The organism is Kitasatospora sp. NPDC004272 (genome assembly GCF_053603035.1).
Map to the genome: position 1 here is coordinate 35,905 of NZ_JBSGET010000047.1, position 15,048 is coordinate 50,952.

Genomic DNA, 15,048 nt, shown 5'->3' on the forward strand with positions numbered 1-15,048 from the left:
CCGTCAGAGCGCGGCGGTGACGGTGAGCAGCTCCGCCCGGTGGTCGGAGAGACCGGTGTCCACCTGGTGGCAGCCGTGCCGGGGCAGCGCGGTGAACAGGTAGTCCAGCTTGCGCCCGTTCTGGTGGGTGGGCGCGAAGCCGGAGCGCTGGTCCGGCTCCTGCTGGGCGCACTCCCGGACGGTGTCGAAGTAGGCGGCGGGCCAGATCCAGGCGTCCCTGCCGTTCTGGCCCGGCGGCGAGGAGTTGAAGTCGCCGCCGAACACCGAGCCGGCCGTGCCCGGCGCCCCGGCCGTCCCGGCGGCGAGCAGCGCCGCCAGCTGGTCGTCGCGGAGTTCCGCGGCGCGGTCGGACCGGTCGGCGGGCGGCAGCGAGAGGTGCGCGACGCACAGCCGCAGGCCGCCGCCGGACGCGGCGCCCGGGGAGGCCGGGGCCGTCGGGGAAGCGGCCGTACTGGTGGCGGTGGCGCACAGGATGCCGCGGCGCAGGCCGTGCTCGGGCTGGGGCGCGGCGACCGGGGAGACGTCCGTGAGCGGGGCCGCCGCCAGGATGCCGATGCCGGCCTGGCCCCGGCCGTCGCCGCAGTCCACCGGGGCGGCGGCGCCCGCGTCGTCCACCTCCGCGTACGGCTGGAAGGCGAGCTGCCAGTCGGCGCCGAGCCCGGCCCGGGCCCGCTCCAGGTCTCCCCGGCACGCCTCCTGCACCAGCACCGCCCGCACCCCGTGGTCCACCGCCAGCGAGCGCAGCGCCTCGGCCTTCTGCTCGCCGCCGCCGTACTTGCCGCAGCCCCAGGCGACTTCCCCGCACATGTTCCAGGTGGCCACCGTCAGCCGGGGCCCGACCGGCCCGACCGGGCCGGCCGGGCCGCCCTCGCCGACCATCGCCTCCGCGTCGTGCCGCACCGCGGGCACCAGACCGAGCAGCAGCGCGCCCGCCGCCGCGCCCAGGACCAACCGCAGGCGGCGGCGCGCCCGCGGAACACTGGTGCTGTAGGGCGGCACGGCATCCCCCCGGAACGCTGAACGGTGACGGCGACCAGCGTAACTTCACCGCGGGGGCGTGCCGACCACGGTCCCGGGCCCGCCGTCCCCCGCCCGTCCGGGGGGCGTCGCGGCGCCGCCTAGAATCGTGGTCATCATGACTGCCACTCTCGTCGTCAAGGACCTCGCCGCCGGCCACGGTGAGCGCACGCTGTTCTCCGGGCTGGACCTGGTCGTCGCCCCCGGGGACGTGATCGGGCTGGTCGGGGTGAACGGCGCCGGGAAGTCCACCCTGCTGCGGCTGCTGGCCGGGCTGGACGCCCCGGAGGGCGGCAGCCTCAAGCTGAGCCCGCCGACCGCGAACGTCGGCCACCTGCCGCAGGAACCGGAGCGCCGCGAGGGCGAGTCGGTGCGCGACTTCCTGGCCCGGCGCACCGGCGTCGCGGCGGCGCAGGCGGCGCTGGACGAGGCCACCGAGGGCCTGGTGGAGGGCCGTCCGGGCGCGGACGACGCGTACGCGGCGGGCCTGGACCGCTGGCTGGAGCTGGGCGGCGCGGACCTGGAGGAGCGGGCCGAGGAGGTCGCCGACTCGCTGGGCCTGAGGGTCTCGCTGGACCTGCCGATGACGGCGCTCTCCGGCGGCCAGGCGGCCCGGGCGGGCCTGGCCTCGCTGCTGCTGTCGCGCTACGACGTGTTCCTGCTGGACGAGCCCACCAACGACCTGGACCTGGACGGCCTGGAGCGCCTGGAGGCGTTCGTGAAGGGCCTGCGCGCGGGCACCGTGCTGATCAGCCACGACCGCGAGTTCCTGGCCCGCACCGTCACCCGGGTCCTCGAACTCGACCTGCACCAGGGCCAGGTGAACCTGTACGGCGGCGGCTACGAGGCGTACCTGGAGGAGCGGGCGGTCTCCCGGCGGCACGCCCGCGAGCAGTACGAGGAGTACGCGGACACCAAGTCCGGCCTGGAGGCGCGCGCCCAGATGCAGCGCAACTGGATGGAGCACGGCGTCCGCAACGCCCGCCGCAAGGGCGGCGACAACGACAAGAAGGCCCGGGCGCAGCGCGCCGAGTCGACCGAGAAGCAGGCCGCGAAGGCCCGGCAGACCCAGCGGATGATCGAGCGGCTGGACGTGGTGGAGGAGCCCCGCAAGGAGTGGGAGCTGCGGATGGAGATCGCCGCCGCGCCGCGCTCCGGCTCGGTGGTGGCGACGCTGCGCCGGGCGGCCGCCCGGCGCGGGGACTTCGCGTTCGGCCCGGTGGACCTGCAGGTCGACTGGGCGGACCGGGTGGCGATCACCGGCGCGAACGGCGCGGGCAAGTCGACGCTGCTGGCGGCGCTGCTCGGCCGGCTGGAACTGGACTCGGGCTCGGCGTCGCTGGGTTCGGGCGTGCTGGTCGGCGAGGTGGAGCAGGCCCGCGGGCACCTGTTCGGCGGCGACGCCGGGCGTCCGCTGCTGGAGGCGTTCGCGGCGGCCGTGCCGGAGCTGAACCCGGAGGACGTGCGCACCCTGCTGGCCAAGTTCGGCCTGAAGGCGGTGCACGTGATGCGCCCGGCCGGGACGCTCTCCCCGGGCGAGCGGACCAGGGCGGCGCTGGCGCTGCTCCAGGGCCGCGGGGTGAACCTGCTGGTGCTGGACGAGCCGACCAACCACCTGGACCTGCCCGCGATCGAGCAGTTGGAGTCGGCGCTCGCCTCGTACACCGGCACCCTGCTGCTGGTCACCCACGACCGGCGGATGCTGGAGGCCGTGCAGGTGAACCGGCGGCTGGTGGTCGCGGACGGCCGGGTCACCGAACTGTAGGCCGCCGCGCGCTCCCCGCCGGTTTCCGCCGACCGCCCGCTCGCCGGTTCTCCCCGGCCGCCCGCTCGCCGGTTCTCCCCGGCCGCCCGCTCGCCGGTTCTCCCCGGCCGCCCGCTCGCCGGTTCTCCCCGGCCGCCCGCTTGCCGGTTTTCGCCGACCGCGCCCCGGCCCCTTCCGCCGGGGCGTCCGGCGTGCTGGGGTGGCGCGCATGGCTGACCGTGACCCCTCCCGCGCGCCGTCGCACCCGACGACGCCGCTGCACCCGATGAGCGTCCCCGCCGACGAGGCGGCCGACCGCTGCCGGGAGTTCCACCGCGTGATGGACCAGCGCCGCACCGTGCGCGACTACTCGACCCGTCCGCTGCCCGAGGGGGTGCTGGAGTGGGCGGTGCGGACGGCGGCGACCGCGCCGAGCGGCGCGCACGTGCAGCCGTGGCGGTTCGTGGTGGTCACCGATCCGGAGCGCAAGCGGCGGCTGCGGGAGGCCGCCGAGGCGGAGGAGCGGGAGTTCTACGCCCACCGGGCGTCCGAGGAGTGGCTGGCGGCGCTGGCCCCGATCGGCACCGACTGGCGCAAGCCGTTCCTGGAGGACGCGCCCGCGGTGATCGTGGTGTTCGAGGTGCACAAGGGCCCGAACTCGCCGCGCCCGTACTACACCAAGGAGTCGGTGGGCATCGCCGTCGGCTTCCTGCTCTCCGCCCTGCACCAGGCCGGCCTGGCCACGCTGACCCACACGCCGAGCCCGATGCGCTTCCTGAACGAGGTCTGCGACCGCCCGCCGGAGGAGCGCGCCGCGTACGTCATCCCGGTCGGCTACCCCGCTGAGGACGCCCGGGTGCCGGACCTGGAGCGCAAGCCGCTGGACGAGGTGATGGTGCGGCTCTGACGGTCGACCGCGGAGCGTGATCGCGGGCGGCGGCGCCCGGCGGCGAAGCGCAAGGGTAGCGGTGCGGATATCCGCTGGTGGGAACGGTCGTGTATGGCCCATACTCCGTCCATGAGTCACTCCGCCGACACGCCCGACAACTCTGTGCCACCGGTCACCGCGGGCCGCCCGCCCGAGCTGCTGCCGGTGGGCGGCGGCGCGCACCTGCGCCGCCGCACGCTGGCGGACGCCGCCGCGCTGAACGCCGCGGTGAACGCCAACCTCGCCCACCTGAGCCCGTGGATGCCCTGGGCGCAGCACGCGCCGACCCTGGCGGAGAGCGAGGAGCTGTCGGTGCGCGGCGAGGCGGCCTGGGAGCGGGGCACCGACTTCCTGTACCTGCTGGGCCTGGACGCGGATCCGGCGGTGGTGATCGGCGCCTTCGGCCTGCACAGCCGGCTCGGCCCCGGCGCGCTGGAGGTCGGCTACTGGGTGCACCACGAGCACACCGGCCGGGGCCTGGCCACCGCCGCCGCCCGCGCCCTGACGGGTGCCGCGCTGGCGCTGCCCGGCATCAGCCGCGCCGAGATCCACTGCGACGAGTCGAACGCGGCCAGCGCCGCCGTCCCCCGCAAGCTCGGCTACGTCCTGGACCGGATCGACCAGGAGGCTCCGATCGCCCCCGCCGAGACCGGCCGGAAGATGATCTGGGTGACGTCCGGCCTCTGACGCCCGCTCGCCCCGGCCCGGCGTCACGGGCGTCGGGCCCGGGGGCCGTCAGCGGCGGGCGATCCGTTCGACCAGGGTCTGCCAGCCGTCCGCGAGCAGGGTGCCCAGGTCGTCCTCGGCGCACCCGGCGGCCCGGCCCCCGGGGGGCAGGTCGGCGACCAGGAAGAGCAGCGCGGGGCCCTCCAGCGCGCTGGCGAGCTGGAGCGAGAGGGTGTCCAGGTCGGGCAGGCCCAGGGCGGCCTGGGCGAGCAGCATCCGGATGTGCGGGCCGGAGAAGTTCGGGCCGACCGCGGGCGGGACGGGGCCCTTGCGCTCGAACGAGGCGCGGGCGATCTCGTGGCGCTCCAGCAGGAAGCGGGTGCGGGCGCGGCCGTAGGCGATCAGCCGGTCGACGGGGTCGCCGCCGGGGCCGAGCGGGGGCGGGCCGGACAGCACCTCGCACTGGAAGCGCCGCTCCTCGGCGTCGAGCAGGGCGCGGAAGATCCCGGCCCGGGTGCCGAAGCGGCGGAAGACGGTGCCCTTGCCCAGTCCGGCGCGCTCGGCGAGCCCGTCCATGGTGACGTGGTCCGCCCCGAGTTCGGCGATCATCGCGCGGGCGGTGCAGAGCAGCACCTCGCGGTTGCGGGCCGCGTCCGCGCGCTCGGTGGGGGGTCTGCCGAAGGGGACCAGGGGGCTGTCCATGGGCGCCAATTTACCCGGCGGGAGAAACGGGGTAAAGTCCGTTTACGTCGAGGCGGTGCCCACTGGGCCCGCCCCCGCCCCGCCGTGCCCGTCCGCGCGCCCGAACCGCGCCCACCCGTGCCCACCGCCCTCCCGGCGAGGCGCGAACCGAGGAGTACTGTCATGAACCTGTTCCGCCTGGACGCCAGCATCATGCCCGGCGCCTCCACCAGCGCCGAGCTCGCCAACACCGCCGAGGCCGAGTGGACCGCCGCCCACCCCGAGGGCACCGTCACCCGCCGCAACCTGGGCACCGACCCGCTGCCCGGCGACATCTGGGCCACCGCCGCCCTGGCCGGCTTCACCCCCGAGGACCAGCGCACCCCCGAGCAGCAGGAGGCCGCCGCGCTCGGCGCCTCCCTCGCCGAGGAGCTGCGCGCCGCCGACGCCGCGATCATCGCCGTCCCGCTCTACAACTGGGGCGTCTCCCAGCACTTCAAGACCTGGGTCGACCTGGTCATCGCGGGCGCCGGCCCGACCGCCGAACTCCTCAAGGACAAGCCGGTCGTCCTGGTCACCTCGCTCGGCGGCGGCTTCGCCCCCGGCACCCCCCGCGAGGGCTGGGACCACTCCACCCCGTACATCGAGCGCATCCTGCGCGACGTCTGGGGCGCCGACCTCACCACCATCCGCCGCGAGCTGACCCTCGCCGCCGTCAACCCCGCGATGGAGAGCCTGCGCGGCCTGGCCGCCGAGTACCACGCCCAGGCCCTGGACGCCGCGTCCGCCGCCGGCAAGGGCCTGGTCCGCGCCTGACCAGCCGCGCGAGCTGACCAGCCGCGCGAGCACCCGCGCGACCGCCCCGGAAGGGCGCCGACGGCCACCCGCCGCCGGCGCCCTCCGCCGTTCCCGGCCGCGCTCCCGGCAGCCCGACCGCCCGGCAGCCCGGCAGCCCGGCCGGTTCACTGCCCCAGCGCGGCCACGATCCGCCCGGCGGCCTGCGCCGGCGTGAGGTGCGTGGTGTCGACCACCTCCGCCTCGGTGTGCAGCCAGTCGCGGGCCGCCCGCGCGTAGGGCTCCAGGTGTCTGAGCCGGAACGGGGAGTCCGGGCCGGTGACGGTGTCCCCCGCGATCCGCCGCCGGAGGGTCTCCCGGTCGGCGTGCAGCACGAAGTGCCGCACCGGGATCCCGTACCCGGCCAGGCCTCCGCTGATCTCCCGCCAGTACTCCTCGACCAGGACGGTCATCGGCATCACCAGCGTGCCGCCCGCGTAGTCGAGCACCCGGCGGGCCGTCTCCACCACCAGCGGACGCCACGGCGGCCAGTGCTGGAAGTTGTCCGTCCCGGGCAGCCCCGGCCTGATGTCCATCAGCGTCTCGCCGACCTTCTCGGCGTCCAGCACCCGGGAGTCCGGCAGCAGCCGCTGCACGTGCGTGCCGGTCGTCGTCTTGCCCGCGCCGTGGGTCCCGTTCAGCCATACGATCACCCGGCCCACGCTACGCCCCGCCCGGGCGGCCCGTCCCGTTCCGGCGCCGCGCGTAAGACGACCTATCATCTCGGCATGCCCTCAACCGAGTTGGTCCGCATCGTCTCCCGCTCCTCCCCGATGGCACTCGCCCAGGTGGAACGCGTCCGCGCCGAACTGGCCGCGCTCCACCCGGGGATCCGGACCGAGGTGGTGCCCGTCACCACCTCCGGCGACCGCTGGCCGGGCGACCTGGCCGTGCTCGGCGGCAAGGGCGCCTTCACCAAGGAGGTCGACCAGGCCCTGCTGGACGGCACGGCCGACCTCGCCGTGCACTGCCTCAAGGACGTCCCGGCCGACCGCCCGCTGCCGGCCGGCACCACCTTCGCCGCCCACCTGCGGCGCGACGACATCCGCGACGCCCTGGTCCACCCCGGCGGCCTGACCCTCGACCAGCTCCCGCCCGGCTCCCGGATCGGCACCTCCTCGGTCCGCCGGATCGCCCAACTCGCGGTCTCCCACCCGCACCTGGAGACCGTCCCGATCCGCGGCAACGCCAACAGCCGCCTCGCCAAGCTCGACGCCGGCCAGGCCGACGCCCTGCTACTGGCCGTCTCCGGCCTGGAGCGGATCGGCGCCGCCGACCGGATCAGCGAGGTCCTCACCGTCGAGGCGATGTGCCCGCCGATCGGCGCCGGGATCCTCGCCCTGCAGTGCCGCGAGGACGACACCCGCACCATCGACACCGTCTCCGGGCTCGGCCACCACGACACCTGGCGCGAGGCCGCCGCCGAACGCATGTTCCTGCACGTCCTGCAGGGCCACTGCAACTCCCCCATCGCCGGCCACGCCAAGGCCGAACCCGACGGCACCCTCTCCCTCCGCGGCCACGTCTTCACCCCCGACGGCAAGCGCGTCCTCAAGGCCCACGAATGGGCGGGCCCGCTCTCCCCCGAGGACCTCGGCACCTCCGTCGCCCTGACCCTCAAGCGGGCCGGCGCCACCGAACTCATCTCCGCCATCCCGCACTGACCGCCGCCGCGCCCCGGGCAAGGAGGAACCCGCGGCACCCGCTCCTGACGCGGCAGACCGGAGCTGCGAGCAGGTACGCCGTCGCCGAGCCGTACGAACCGCCGACCTCACCGGACCGGCCGCCCGACCCCATGACCGGCCCCGGAGCCATCCGCCCGGCGGTGGTGTCAGAGGTGGCGTTCGATGGCCTCGAAAATGTCCGCGTCGGTCTCCTGCTGCCACTTCGGCAGGTCGTCCCAGTCCGCGACGTAGCCCGGCTTCGGCGCCTCGATGTGCTTGTGGATCTGCGCGGTCCAGCACACCGCCACGAACCGCCCCTTCTGCTCGCGGCTCAGCTTCGCGGTGTGACCGGCACTCACCACGACGAAGTCCCGCACCTGCCCGTAGACGGCGGCGGCACACTCCCGCTCCCACTCCGGCGTCTGCTTCCAGGGCGCGACGTAGCCGGGCTTCGGCTCCCCCGGGAAGTGCCTGCGCACGCCGGCGATCCACGCCTCACGGAAGATCCGGCCGTCGTCGGTCATGTAGGTGCTCCCTCGTCAGGCGGCGCTCGACAGCGCCGAGATCCAGTGGTGCGGTTCCACGGCGGAACCGAGAGTAGTTCCCGGCGCGGCAGCAGCCGGGCGCTTCCCGAAACTGCGCGGCCCACCGGCCCGCCCCCGGACAGCAAGAAGCCCCGCGGGCCGGGGCGTTGAGCCGACCGCAGGGCTTCGTGTCGCTCCGGGGGATCAGACCTCGCCGAACTCGCCGGCCTTGACGGCAGCGACGAAGGAGGCGAACCCGGCCTTGGTGAAGAACAGCGCCGGTCCCTGCGGGTCCTTGGAGTCACGGACCGGCAGGTGGCTCGGCGAAGCGGCCGGGGCGACCTCGACGCAGTTGCCGCCGTTGTCGCTGTACGTGGACTTCATCCAGCGCACCTCGGACAGGCCGATGTCGGTCATGAGAATTCCTTCCTGAGAGCCCGGGCCCTGGCGAGTGAAGCGACCGTAGACAGGGACTCCACCTGGAGCAGATCGTACTCCCTGGACCAGGTGGAAACCGTCTCCCGGCTGCGCTCCAGATGCCCTCGGGCCTGGGATTCCGCGTAGCCGACCACCACCCGGCCGGGAAGGTCCAGCAGTACCAGCGACATCCTGAACGGCGCCCGTTCGCCGATGTCGAACGGGGCGATCTGCACGGTGACATGAGGCAGCGAAGCCAGCTCCTCCAGGTGCCTCAGCTGGTCGGCCATGACCGCCCTCCCACCCACCGAGCGCAGGATGCAGCTCTCGTCCAGGACGGCGTGGATGAAGGGCGGGTTCGCCCGGGTCAGCAGTTCTTGACGCGTCGCCAGGAAAGCGACCCGGGCATCGGCCTGCTCCTGGGTGATGCTCCCGCGCTGGACGGCCGCCGCCGCGAGCGCGGTCACGTAGGCCGGGGTCTGGAACAGGCCCGGTATCACTCCGAGTTCGAAGGTCCGCAGCCGCTGGCACCGGGCCTCCGCCGCCGTGAACTCCGCGAAGCCCTCCAGCAGGCTGGCGTTGGAGTACTGCCGCCAGAGCTGCTGGAACCGCTCGCCGGTCCCGAACACCTGATCGGCCCTGACTGCGAGGTTAAGAGTTACGGGCTTCTTCCCTCTTTCCACGTACGACAGCAGGCCGCCCGAGTAGCCCATGCGCGCGCCCGCGTCGAGCTGGGACCAGCCGCGTGCCCTTCTTGACCTGCGGAGTTCTTCCCCGAATCGCAGGGCGGGAGATGACGTGCTGTCAATTTCCTGATCGTCACGCACGGCCCCAACTCCTTAACTCGACGGAAGCGTCACCGGGCAGGTACTGGTGAGCGTAGCCGTTTCTGCCGATGCTTGTGACGCACAGAAGGCAGAAAGAAGCGGACGGTGACCGGCTCTCGGGGTACGCCCCCGGCGCGCGTTCGGCCATGGACCGTCCACGGAGGGCGCGGGCACCCTTTCGCGCCCCCGCGCAACATCACCCACGAGGTACATGAACCATGCCCGATCACCGATACCCCACTGCGGCGGCGAAGTTGACCATCCGGGTCTACACCGTGCGGCCCGACGGCAGCCGGGTGCAGGTCTCCTCCTGCACCTCCGACGAGGACCTCCACCTGCCCCTGGTCTCGGCCCTCACCTGGCCCGCCTGCCGCTGCCCCCGCTGTGCTGCCGCCACCGCCGCCCACGACGACGCGGCCTGACCGAAAGGACCCACGTGCTCCACACCGACCTCCCCGCCACCACGCGCCCATGACCGACCACGACCACCACGACGACGACCCGCAGCAACGCGCCCGGCACCTCGCCGAACAGCTCTCCCGCGCCGGCGGCACCGACGCAACCCTCACCACCACCCCCACCGGCTACCGCGTCGAACTCGCCATCACCCGCCCCCACGGCACCGACGACCACCTGGCCGTCCTGAAAGCCCTCGCCCTCGGCGACCGCTGGGGACACACCTACTCCCCGCCCTCCCGCAACAACGGCACCGCCCGCGAAACCGTCTGGAGCGAGATCCGCACCGACCCGCCGCCGGAAGGACGTTGAGGTCGGCGGGGTGTTCGGGTGCGGCACCAGTGCTGTCGGCGAAGAGAGCCTTAAGGGCAGCTCAAGTGGGCGGGGAACGCTTGACTGGCCTCGGCCGGGCGGGCATTTTGAGTGCACGGAACGGCTCGGCCGCTCCGCGCACGATGTTCGAAAACCGCCTTCCGGGGCGGCAGTTGAGAAACAACCCCCACACGGCCCGGCCGTCGCGCTCCCCCACAGTCAGTAAGCGCGGTCGGCCGGGCCGGTTCGTCCCCCGGTGGCGGCGGGAGGGTGCCGGACGGTCAGGAACCGGCCTGGGCGCCCTGCATCAGGTCGGCGAAGTCGACGGTGTCGCCGGCCTTCGGCGCGGTGGCGGTGACCGAGGTGCCGTAGTCGCTGTAGACGGCCGTCGTGGTGACCGGGCCGGCCTTGCTGTCGAACTTCTCGACCTTCTTCACCAGCAGGTTGTCGGCGTTGATCCAGACCTCGATGTGCTCGGTGGTGATCCCGGCGGCGTCGAGCTGCTTCTGCAGGGCGTCGATCTGGTCCTGGGTGATGTCCTTGGCGTTGGCGCCGGTGAGGTCGGTCAGGTTGAAGTCACCGGCGTACTTGGTGGCCGGGGCGCCGTCGACCGTGTCCGTGCCGCTCTTGGTGACCTTGCCGGAGGCGATCAGGGCGCGCACCGAGGAGACCGGGTCGGCCTTCTGCAGCTGGTTCTTGAGGCTGTCGCCGGCCGCGCCCATCACCTTGGCGAGGTCCTCGTAGCCGTACTTGATCCAGTGGGCGCCACCGAGCTGGGCGGCCATCCCGTCGCCCATGTTCACGTACATCGCTTCGGTGAGGTAGCGGATGGTCATGTTGCCGTCGCTGCCGGCCTCGGCGAGCGACTTGGCCGCCTCGCCGCCGGCCTTGCCGCTCAGCTCGCCCTGGAGGCCGTTCTGCCAGGAGATGGCGCCCTTCATGGTGACCTGCATGTTGGCGCTGTCGTTGGTGATCTCGACCTTGGCGGACTTGGCCGCGGAGGTCTTCTCGCCGACGAGCTTGAGCAGCGCGGCGGGGTCGAGGGCGCTGTCGTTCTGCGTGCCGGAGTTCTTGGTCCCCGAGTCGCCGCCCTTGCTGCTGGCCACCGCGGGGCCGTTGCCGTCGGCCCCCTTGCTGCCGCAACCGGTCGCGGTCAGGGCGAGCACGACGGCGGTGGCGGCGAGGAACGTGCGTCCGGTCTTGAGCATGTGGTTCTTCTCCCCCTGGGGAACGTCCGGGTGCGGTGTCTCCGCGCCCGGCTGGTGTCCGGCCCGGTGGTTCTCCAGGGCCGGACGGACTTCACTGGGACTGCGAACGGCTTCGGACGGAGTGCGTCGGGGCCTTCCGGCGCCACGGCCGCGCCTCTCGTCGGTCGGAGGACCCGGCCGACGGAATGCGCCGATTCCTCATCTCGTACCGTTCTCATATTTCCTCGCGGACTCTAGCCGATCCCTGCGACAGCCCGGCAACGGACCGGTGCCCGTCCGGTGGCGGAGCACCGACGCACCCGACGCCCCCCGCGCGCCCGCTGCCGCACCGGGTGCGCGGCCAGGTGAACGACCGGCGCCGCTGGTTGACGGTCCGCCACGGGCGGGTGACGTTTCGTCCGCTTTGTTGACCATCCGGGTCCGTTCGGGAGCGCCCAGGACTACGATCGATCAATGACGGACACCACACGCAGAGCAAGCGACAGCGCCGAACTGGCGGCCCGGTACCCGGCCCTGCACGCGCCGCAGCGCTGGGAGTGGGGCGGCATCGACGCCCAGTTCAGCACCGACCTGCCACCGGACGAGCTGATCACCAACATCCACCTGGTCGGCTTCGCCGAGGGCCGGGTCGTCCTGTGCCTGGACGCCCGCGGCCACTGGTTCCTGCCCGGCGGCACCCGGGAGGCCGCCGAGAGCGTGGAGTCCTGCCTGGAGCGCGAGTTGCGCGAGGAGGCCGGGGCCCGGCTGCTCGGCCCGCCCACCTGGATCGGCCACCACCTCGCCGTCAGCGAGGGCTCCGTCCCCTACCGCCCCTGGCAGCCGCACCCGGTCAAGGCGTGGCTCTGGGGCTGGGCGGACGTCCTGGTCGACTCCGCCCCCACCAACCCGGAGGACGGCGAGCAGGTGGTCGAGGTCCGCCCCGTCGCCCCCGAGGAGGCCCAGCGGCTGCTGGCCCACCACCGCGAGCCCTGGTGGCCCGAACTCGTCGCGCTCGCCGTGGAGTCCCGCACCGGCTGACCGGGCGGCCGAGCCCCTCGGGGCCCGACCGCCGCGGCAGCGGCGCTACTTGCCCAGGCCGGCCCGGCGGAGGGCGTCGGCCATGGCCGAGTTGGCGGGGGCGGGCGGGGCGTTGTTCGGGCGGCGGTCCTGGCGCGGGGGGCGGGAGTCGCGGCGGGCGGACTGCTCACGGCGGTTGCCACCGCCGCCGGAGCCCGAGCCGGAGCCCGAGCCGGAGCCCGAGCGGGAGCCGGAGCCCGGGGTGGTGTCGTCGTCGAGGCGCAGGGTCAGGCCGATCCGCTTGCGCGGGACGTCGACGGTGGTGACCTTGGCGCGGACGATGTCGCCGGGCTTGACCACCTCGCGCGGGTCCTTGACGAAGTTCTTCGACAGCGCGGAGACGTGCACCAGGCCGTCCTGGTGGACGCCGATGTCGACGAAGGCGCCGAACGCGGCGACGTTGGTGACCACGCCCTCCAGGACCATGCCGACCTCCAGGTCGGAGATCTTCTCGACGCCGTCCTTGAAGGTGGCGGTCCGGAAGGCGGGGCGCGGGTCGCGGCCGGGCTTGTCGAGCTCGCCGAGGATGTCGGTGACGGTCGGCACGCCGAAGGTGCCGTCGGCGAAGTCGCCGGGCCGCAGCGAGCGCAGCACCTGGCCGTTGCCGATCAGTTCGCCGAGCTGCCCGCCGGTGGCGGCGAGGATCCGGCGCACCACCGGGTACGCCTCGGGGTGGACCGCCGAGGCGTCCAGCGGGTCGTCGCCGCCGGGGATCCGCAGGAAGCCCGCGCACTGCTCGAACGCCTTGGGGCCGAGCCGGGCGACGTCCTTGAGCGCCTTGCGGGTGCGGAACGGCCCGTTGGCGTCCCGGTGGGCGACGATGTTGTCGGCGAGCGTGCCGGTGATGCCGGAGACCCGGGTGAGCAGCGGCGCGGAGGCGGTGTTGACGTCGACGCCGACGGCGTTGACGCAGTCCTCGACCACGGCGTCCAGCGAGCGGGAGAGCTTGAGCTCGCTCAGGTCGTGCTGGTACTGGCCGACGCCGATCGACTTGGGGTCGATCTTCACCAGCTCGGCCAGCGGGTCCTGCAGGCGGCGGGCGATCGAGACGGCGCCGCGGATCGAGACGTCCAGGCCGGGCAGCTCCTGGGCGGCGAACGCGGAGGCCGAGTAGACGGACGCGCCGGCCTCGCTGACCATCACCTTGGTGAGGCCCAGCTCGGGGTGGCGCGCGATCAGGTCGGCGGCGAGCTTGTCGGTCTCCCGGGAGGCGGTGCCGTTGCCGATCGCCACCAGGTCCACCCGGTGCTCACGGGCCAGCCGGGCCAGCGCGGCGAGCGCGGCGTCCCACTTGTTGGCGGGCTGGTGCGGGTAGATCGTCTCGTGCGCGACGACCTTGCCGGTGGCATCCACCACGGCGACCTTGACGCCGGTGCGGAAACCCGGGTCGAGGCCCATGGTGGCGCGCGTCCCGGCGGGGGCGGCGAGCAGCAGGTCGCGCAGGTTGGCGGCGAAGACCCGGACCGCCTCGTCCTCGGCCTCGGCGCGCAGCCTGGTCCGCAGGTCGATGCCGAGCCGGACCAGGATCCGGGTGCGCCAGGCCCAGCGGACGGTGTCGGTGAGCCACTTGTCGGCGGGGCGGCCGCGGTCGGCGATGCCGAAGCGGGCGGCGATCCGCTGCTCGTAGTCGCTCGCGCCGGGCAGGTCGGCCTCCTGCTCGCCGTCGAACGGGGAGAGGTCGAGGTCGAGGACCTCCTCCTTCTCGCCGCGCAGCATGGCCAGGATCCGGTGCGAGGGCAGCCTGGTGTACGGCTCGGCGAAGTCGAAGTAGTCGGCGAACTTGGCGCCGTCCTGCTCCTTGCCGTCGCGGACCTTCGCGACCAGCCGGCCGCGGGTCCACATCCGCTCGCGCAGCGAGCCGACCAGGTCGGCGTCCTCGCCGAAGCGCTCGACCAGGATCGCGCGGGCGCCCTCCAGCGCGGCGGGGGCGTCGGCGACCTGCTCGTTCAGGTACGCCGCGGCGAGCGCGGCCGGGTCCCGGGAGGGGTCGTTCAGCAGGGTGTCGGCGAGCGGTTCGAGGCCGGCCTCGCGGGCGATCTGCGCCTTGGTGCGCCGCTTGGGCTTGTACGGGAGGTAGATGTCCTCCAGCCGGGCCTTGGAGTCGGCGGCGAGGACCTGCGCGCGCAGCGCGTCGTCCAGCTTGCCCTGGGCCTCGATCGACTCCAGGACGGCGGTGCGGCGCTCCTCCAGCTCGCGCAGGTAGCGCAGCCGCTCCTCCAGGGTGCGCAGCTGGGTGTCGTCGAGGGCGCCGGTGGCCTCCTTGCGGTACCGGGCGATGAAGGGCACGGTCGCACCGCCGTCGAGCAGGCCGACGGCGGCCTGCACCTGGTTCTCGCGGACGCCGAGCTCCTCGGCGATCTTGCGTTCGACGGGCATGGTCACGGTGCCGGTCACCCCTTCTGACGGTTGCGGTGTCGCCCGTGCATTCTGGCAGGTCCGGCCGGCACGGGCCGGGTGCTCCGGGTGGCCGCCGGGGGCGTGGCGCGTTCCGGGGACGTCGGGGGACACGCGACGGGCGACCCGGGGGCCGCCCGCCGTGTCTGATATGAGAGACGAACAGCTGTTTTGTGACCACGTCCGGGGCGCCGTCGGCGACCCCGCCCGGCCCGCCCGCAGGCACGGCCCGCCCGCACGGTTCGCCCGCCCGCCCGGCCGCCGGAGCGCACGGCCCGTCGGGGCGCCCGGCCGGCCCGAGCACCCAGGAGGACATGGTG

General features: G+C 73.9%; 16 protein-coding genes. 8 read left to right on the top strand and 8 right to left on the bottom strand.

Features of this window, described 5'->3' with window-relative positions:
* Window positions 1–3: 3 nt before the first annotated feature.
* Window positions 4–999 carry an endonuclease/exonuclease/phosphatase family protein gene (locus ACWEO5_RS16740; protein WP_452163064.1) on the bottom strand — a complete coding sequence of 332 codons (996 nt, stop codon included), beginning with the start codon at window positions 997–999 and terminating at the stop codon, window positions 4–6.
* Between the two features lie 136 nt (window positions 1,000–1,135).
* Here ACWEO5_RS16740 and ACWEO5_RS16745 point away from each other — a divergent pair, with 136 nt between their 5' ends.
* The 3 genes from ACWEO5_RS16745 to ACWEO5_RS16755 all read left to right on the top strand — a co-directional run bounded on the left by ACWEO5_RS16745 (window position 1,136) and on the right by ACWEO5_RS16755 (window position 4,376).
* Complete coding sequence (locus ACWEO5_RS16745; protein ID WP_452163065.1) at window positions 1,136–2,782, top strand: ABC-F family ATP-binding cassette domain-containing protein; 1,647 nt, start codon at window positions 1,136–1,138, stop codon at window positions 2,780–2,782.
* 208 nt (window positions 2,783–2,990) lie between these two features.
* Window positions 2,991–3,668 (top strand): nitroreductase family protein, encoded by a 678-nt coding sequence (locus tag ACWEO5_RS16750; RefSeq protein WP_344550737.1) that lies wholly within the window; start codon window positions 2,991–2,993, stop codon window positions 3,666–3,668.
* Between the two features lie 111 nt (window positions 3,669–3,779).
* Window positions 3,780–4,376 carry a GNAT family N-acetyltransferase gene (locus ACWEO5_RS16755; protein ID WP_452163066.1) on the top strand — a complete coding sequence of 199 codons (597 nt, stop codon included), beginning with the start codon at window positions 3,780–3,782 and terminating at the stop codon, window positions 4,374–4,376.
* Between the two features lie 48 nt (window positions 4,377–4,424).
* On the opposite strand, the gene ACWEO5_RS16760 is transcribed toward ACWEO5_RS16755, so the two are convergent.
* Window positions 4,425–5,057, bottom strand: a complete 633-nt coding sequence (locus ACWEO5_RS16760) for a TetR/AcrR family transcriptional regulator (RefSeq protein WP_452163067.1) — start codon at window positions 5,055–5,057, stop codon at window positions 4,425–4,427.
* A gap of 162 nt (window positions 5,058–5,219) precedes the next feature.
* Here ACWEO5_RS16760 and ACWEO5_RS16765 point away from each other — a divergent pair, with 162 nt between their 5' ends.
* Entirely contained in the window at window positions 5,220–5,852 is a 633-nt protein-coding gene (locus ACWEO5_RS16765) for an FMN-dependent NADH-azoreductase (RefSeq protein ID WP_452163068.1), read from the top strand.
* 146 nt (window positions 5,853–5,998) lie between these two features.
* Here ACWEO5_RS16765 and ACWEO5_RS16770 read toward each other — a convergent pair whose 3' ends face one another.
* The gene (locus tag ACWEO5_RS16770; protein WP_452163069.1) at window positions 5,999–6,523 is read right to left on the bottom strand and encodes an AAA family ATPase; all 525 of its coding nucleotides are present in this window, start codon (window positions 6,521–6,523) and stop codon (window positions 5,999–6,001) included.
* Window positions 6,524–6,598: 75 nt separating this feature from the next.
* Between ACWEO5_RS16770 and hemC the strand changes: the two genes are divergently transcribed.
* Window positions 6,599–7,534 (top strand): hydroxymethylbilane synthase, encoded by a 936-nt coding sequence (hemC, locus tag ACWEO5_RS16775; RefSeq protein WP_452163070.1) that lies wholly within the window; start codon window positions 6,599–6,601, stop codon window positions 7,532–7,534.
* 167 nt (window positions 7,535–7,701) lie between these two features.
* Here the strand turns inward: hemC and ACWEO5_RS16780 are convergent, their stop codons facing one another.
* From ACWEO5_RS16780 to ACWEO5_RS16790, 3 genes are all read right to left on the bottom strand, one after another.
* Window positions 7,702–8,058 (bottom strand): hypothetical protein, encoded by a 357-nt coding sequence (locus tag ACWEO5_RS16780; protein ID WP_452163071.1) that lies wholly within the window; start codon window positions 8,056–8,058, stop codon window positions 7,702–7,704.
* Window positions 8,059–8,262: 204 nt separating this feature from the next.
* Window positions 8,263–8,475, bottom strand: a complete 213-nt coding sequence (locus ACWEO5_RS16785; protein WP_452163072.1) for a DUF397 domain-containing protein — start codon at window positions 8,473–8,475, stop codon at window positions 8,263–8,265.
* Complete coding sequence (locus tag ACWEO5_RS16790) at window positions 8,472–9,302, bottom strand: helix-turn-helix domain-containing protein (protein ID WP_452163073.1); 831 nt, start codon at window positions 9,300–9,302, stop codon at window positions 8,472–8,474. Before ACWEO5_RS16790 ends, ACWEO5_RS16785 begins: the two co-directional genes overlap by 4 nt.
* 218 nt (window positions 9,303–9,520) lie before the next feature.
* Here ACWEO5_RS16790 and ACWEO5_RS16795 point away from each other — a divergent pair, with 218 nt between their 5' ends.
* Window positions 9,521–9,724, top strand: a complete 204-nt coding sequence (locus tag ACWEO5_RS16795; protein ID WP_452163074.1) for a hypothetical protein — start codon at window positions 9,521–9,523, stop codon at window positions 9,722–9,724.
* 49 nt (window positions 9,725–9,773) lie between these two features.
* Window positions 9,774–10,070: a hypothetical protein gene (locus ACWEO5_RS16800; RefSeq protein ID WP_452163075.1), complete on the top strand. Its 297-nt coding sequence runs from the start codon at window positions 9,774–9,776 to the stop codon at window positions 10,068–10,070.
* 281 nt (window positions 10,071–10,351) lie between these two features.
* Here the strand turns inward: ACWEO5_RS16800 and ACWEO5_RS16805 are convergent, their stop codons facing one another.
* On the bottom strand, window positions 10,352–11,278 hold the full coding sequence (locus ACWEO5_RS16805) for a hypothetical protein (protein ID WP_452163076.1): 927 nt from the start codon (window positions 11,276–11,278) through the stop codon (window positions 10,352–10,354).
* 453 nt (window positions 11,279–11,731) lie between these two features.
* Here ACWEO5_RS16805 and ACWEO5_RS16810 point away from each other — a divergent pair, with 453 nt between their 5' ends.
* The gene (locus ACWEO5_RS16810) at window positions 11,732–12,295 is read left to right on the top strand and encodes an NUDIX domain-containing protein (RefSeq protein WP_452163077.1); all 564 of its coding nucleotides are present in this window, start codon (window positions 11,732–11,734) and stop codon (window positions 12,293–12,295) included.
* A gap of 45 nt (window positions 12,296–12,340) precedes the next feature.
* Here the strand turns inward: ACWEO5_RS16810 and ACWEO5_RS16815 are convergent, their stop codons facing one another.
* On the bottom strand, window positions 12,341–14,710 hold the full coding sequence (locus ACWEO5_RS16815; RefSeq protein ID WP_452163083.1) for a Tex family protein: 2,370 nt from the start codon (window positions 14,708–14,710) through the stop codon (window positions 12,341–12,343).
* Between the last annotated feature and the right edge of the window lie 338 nt (window positions 14,711–15,048).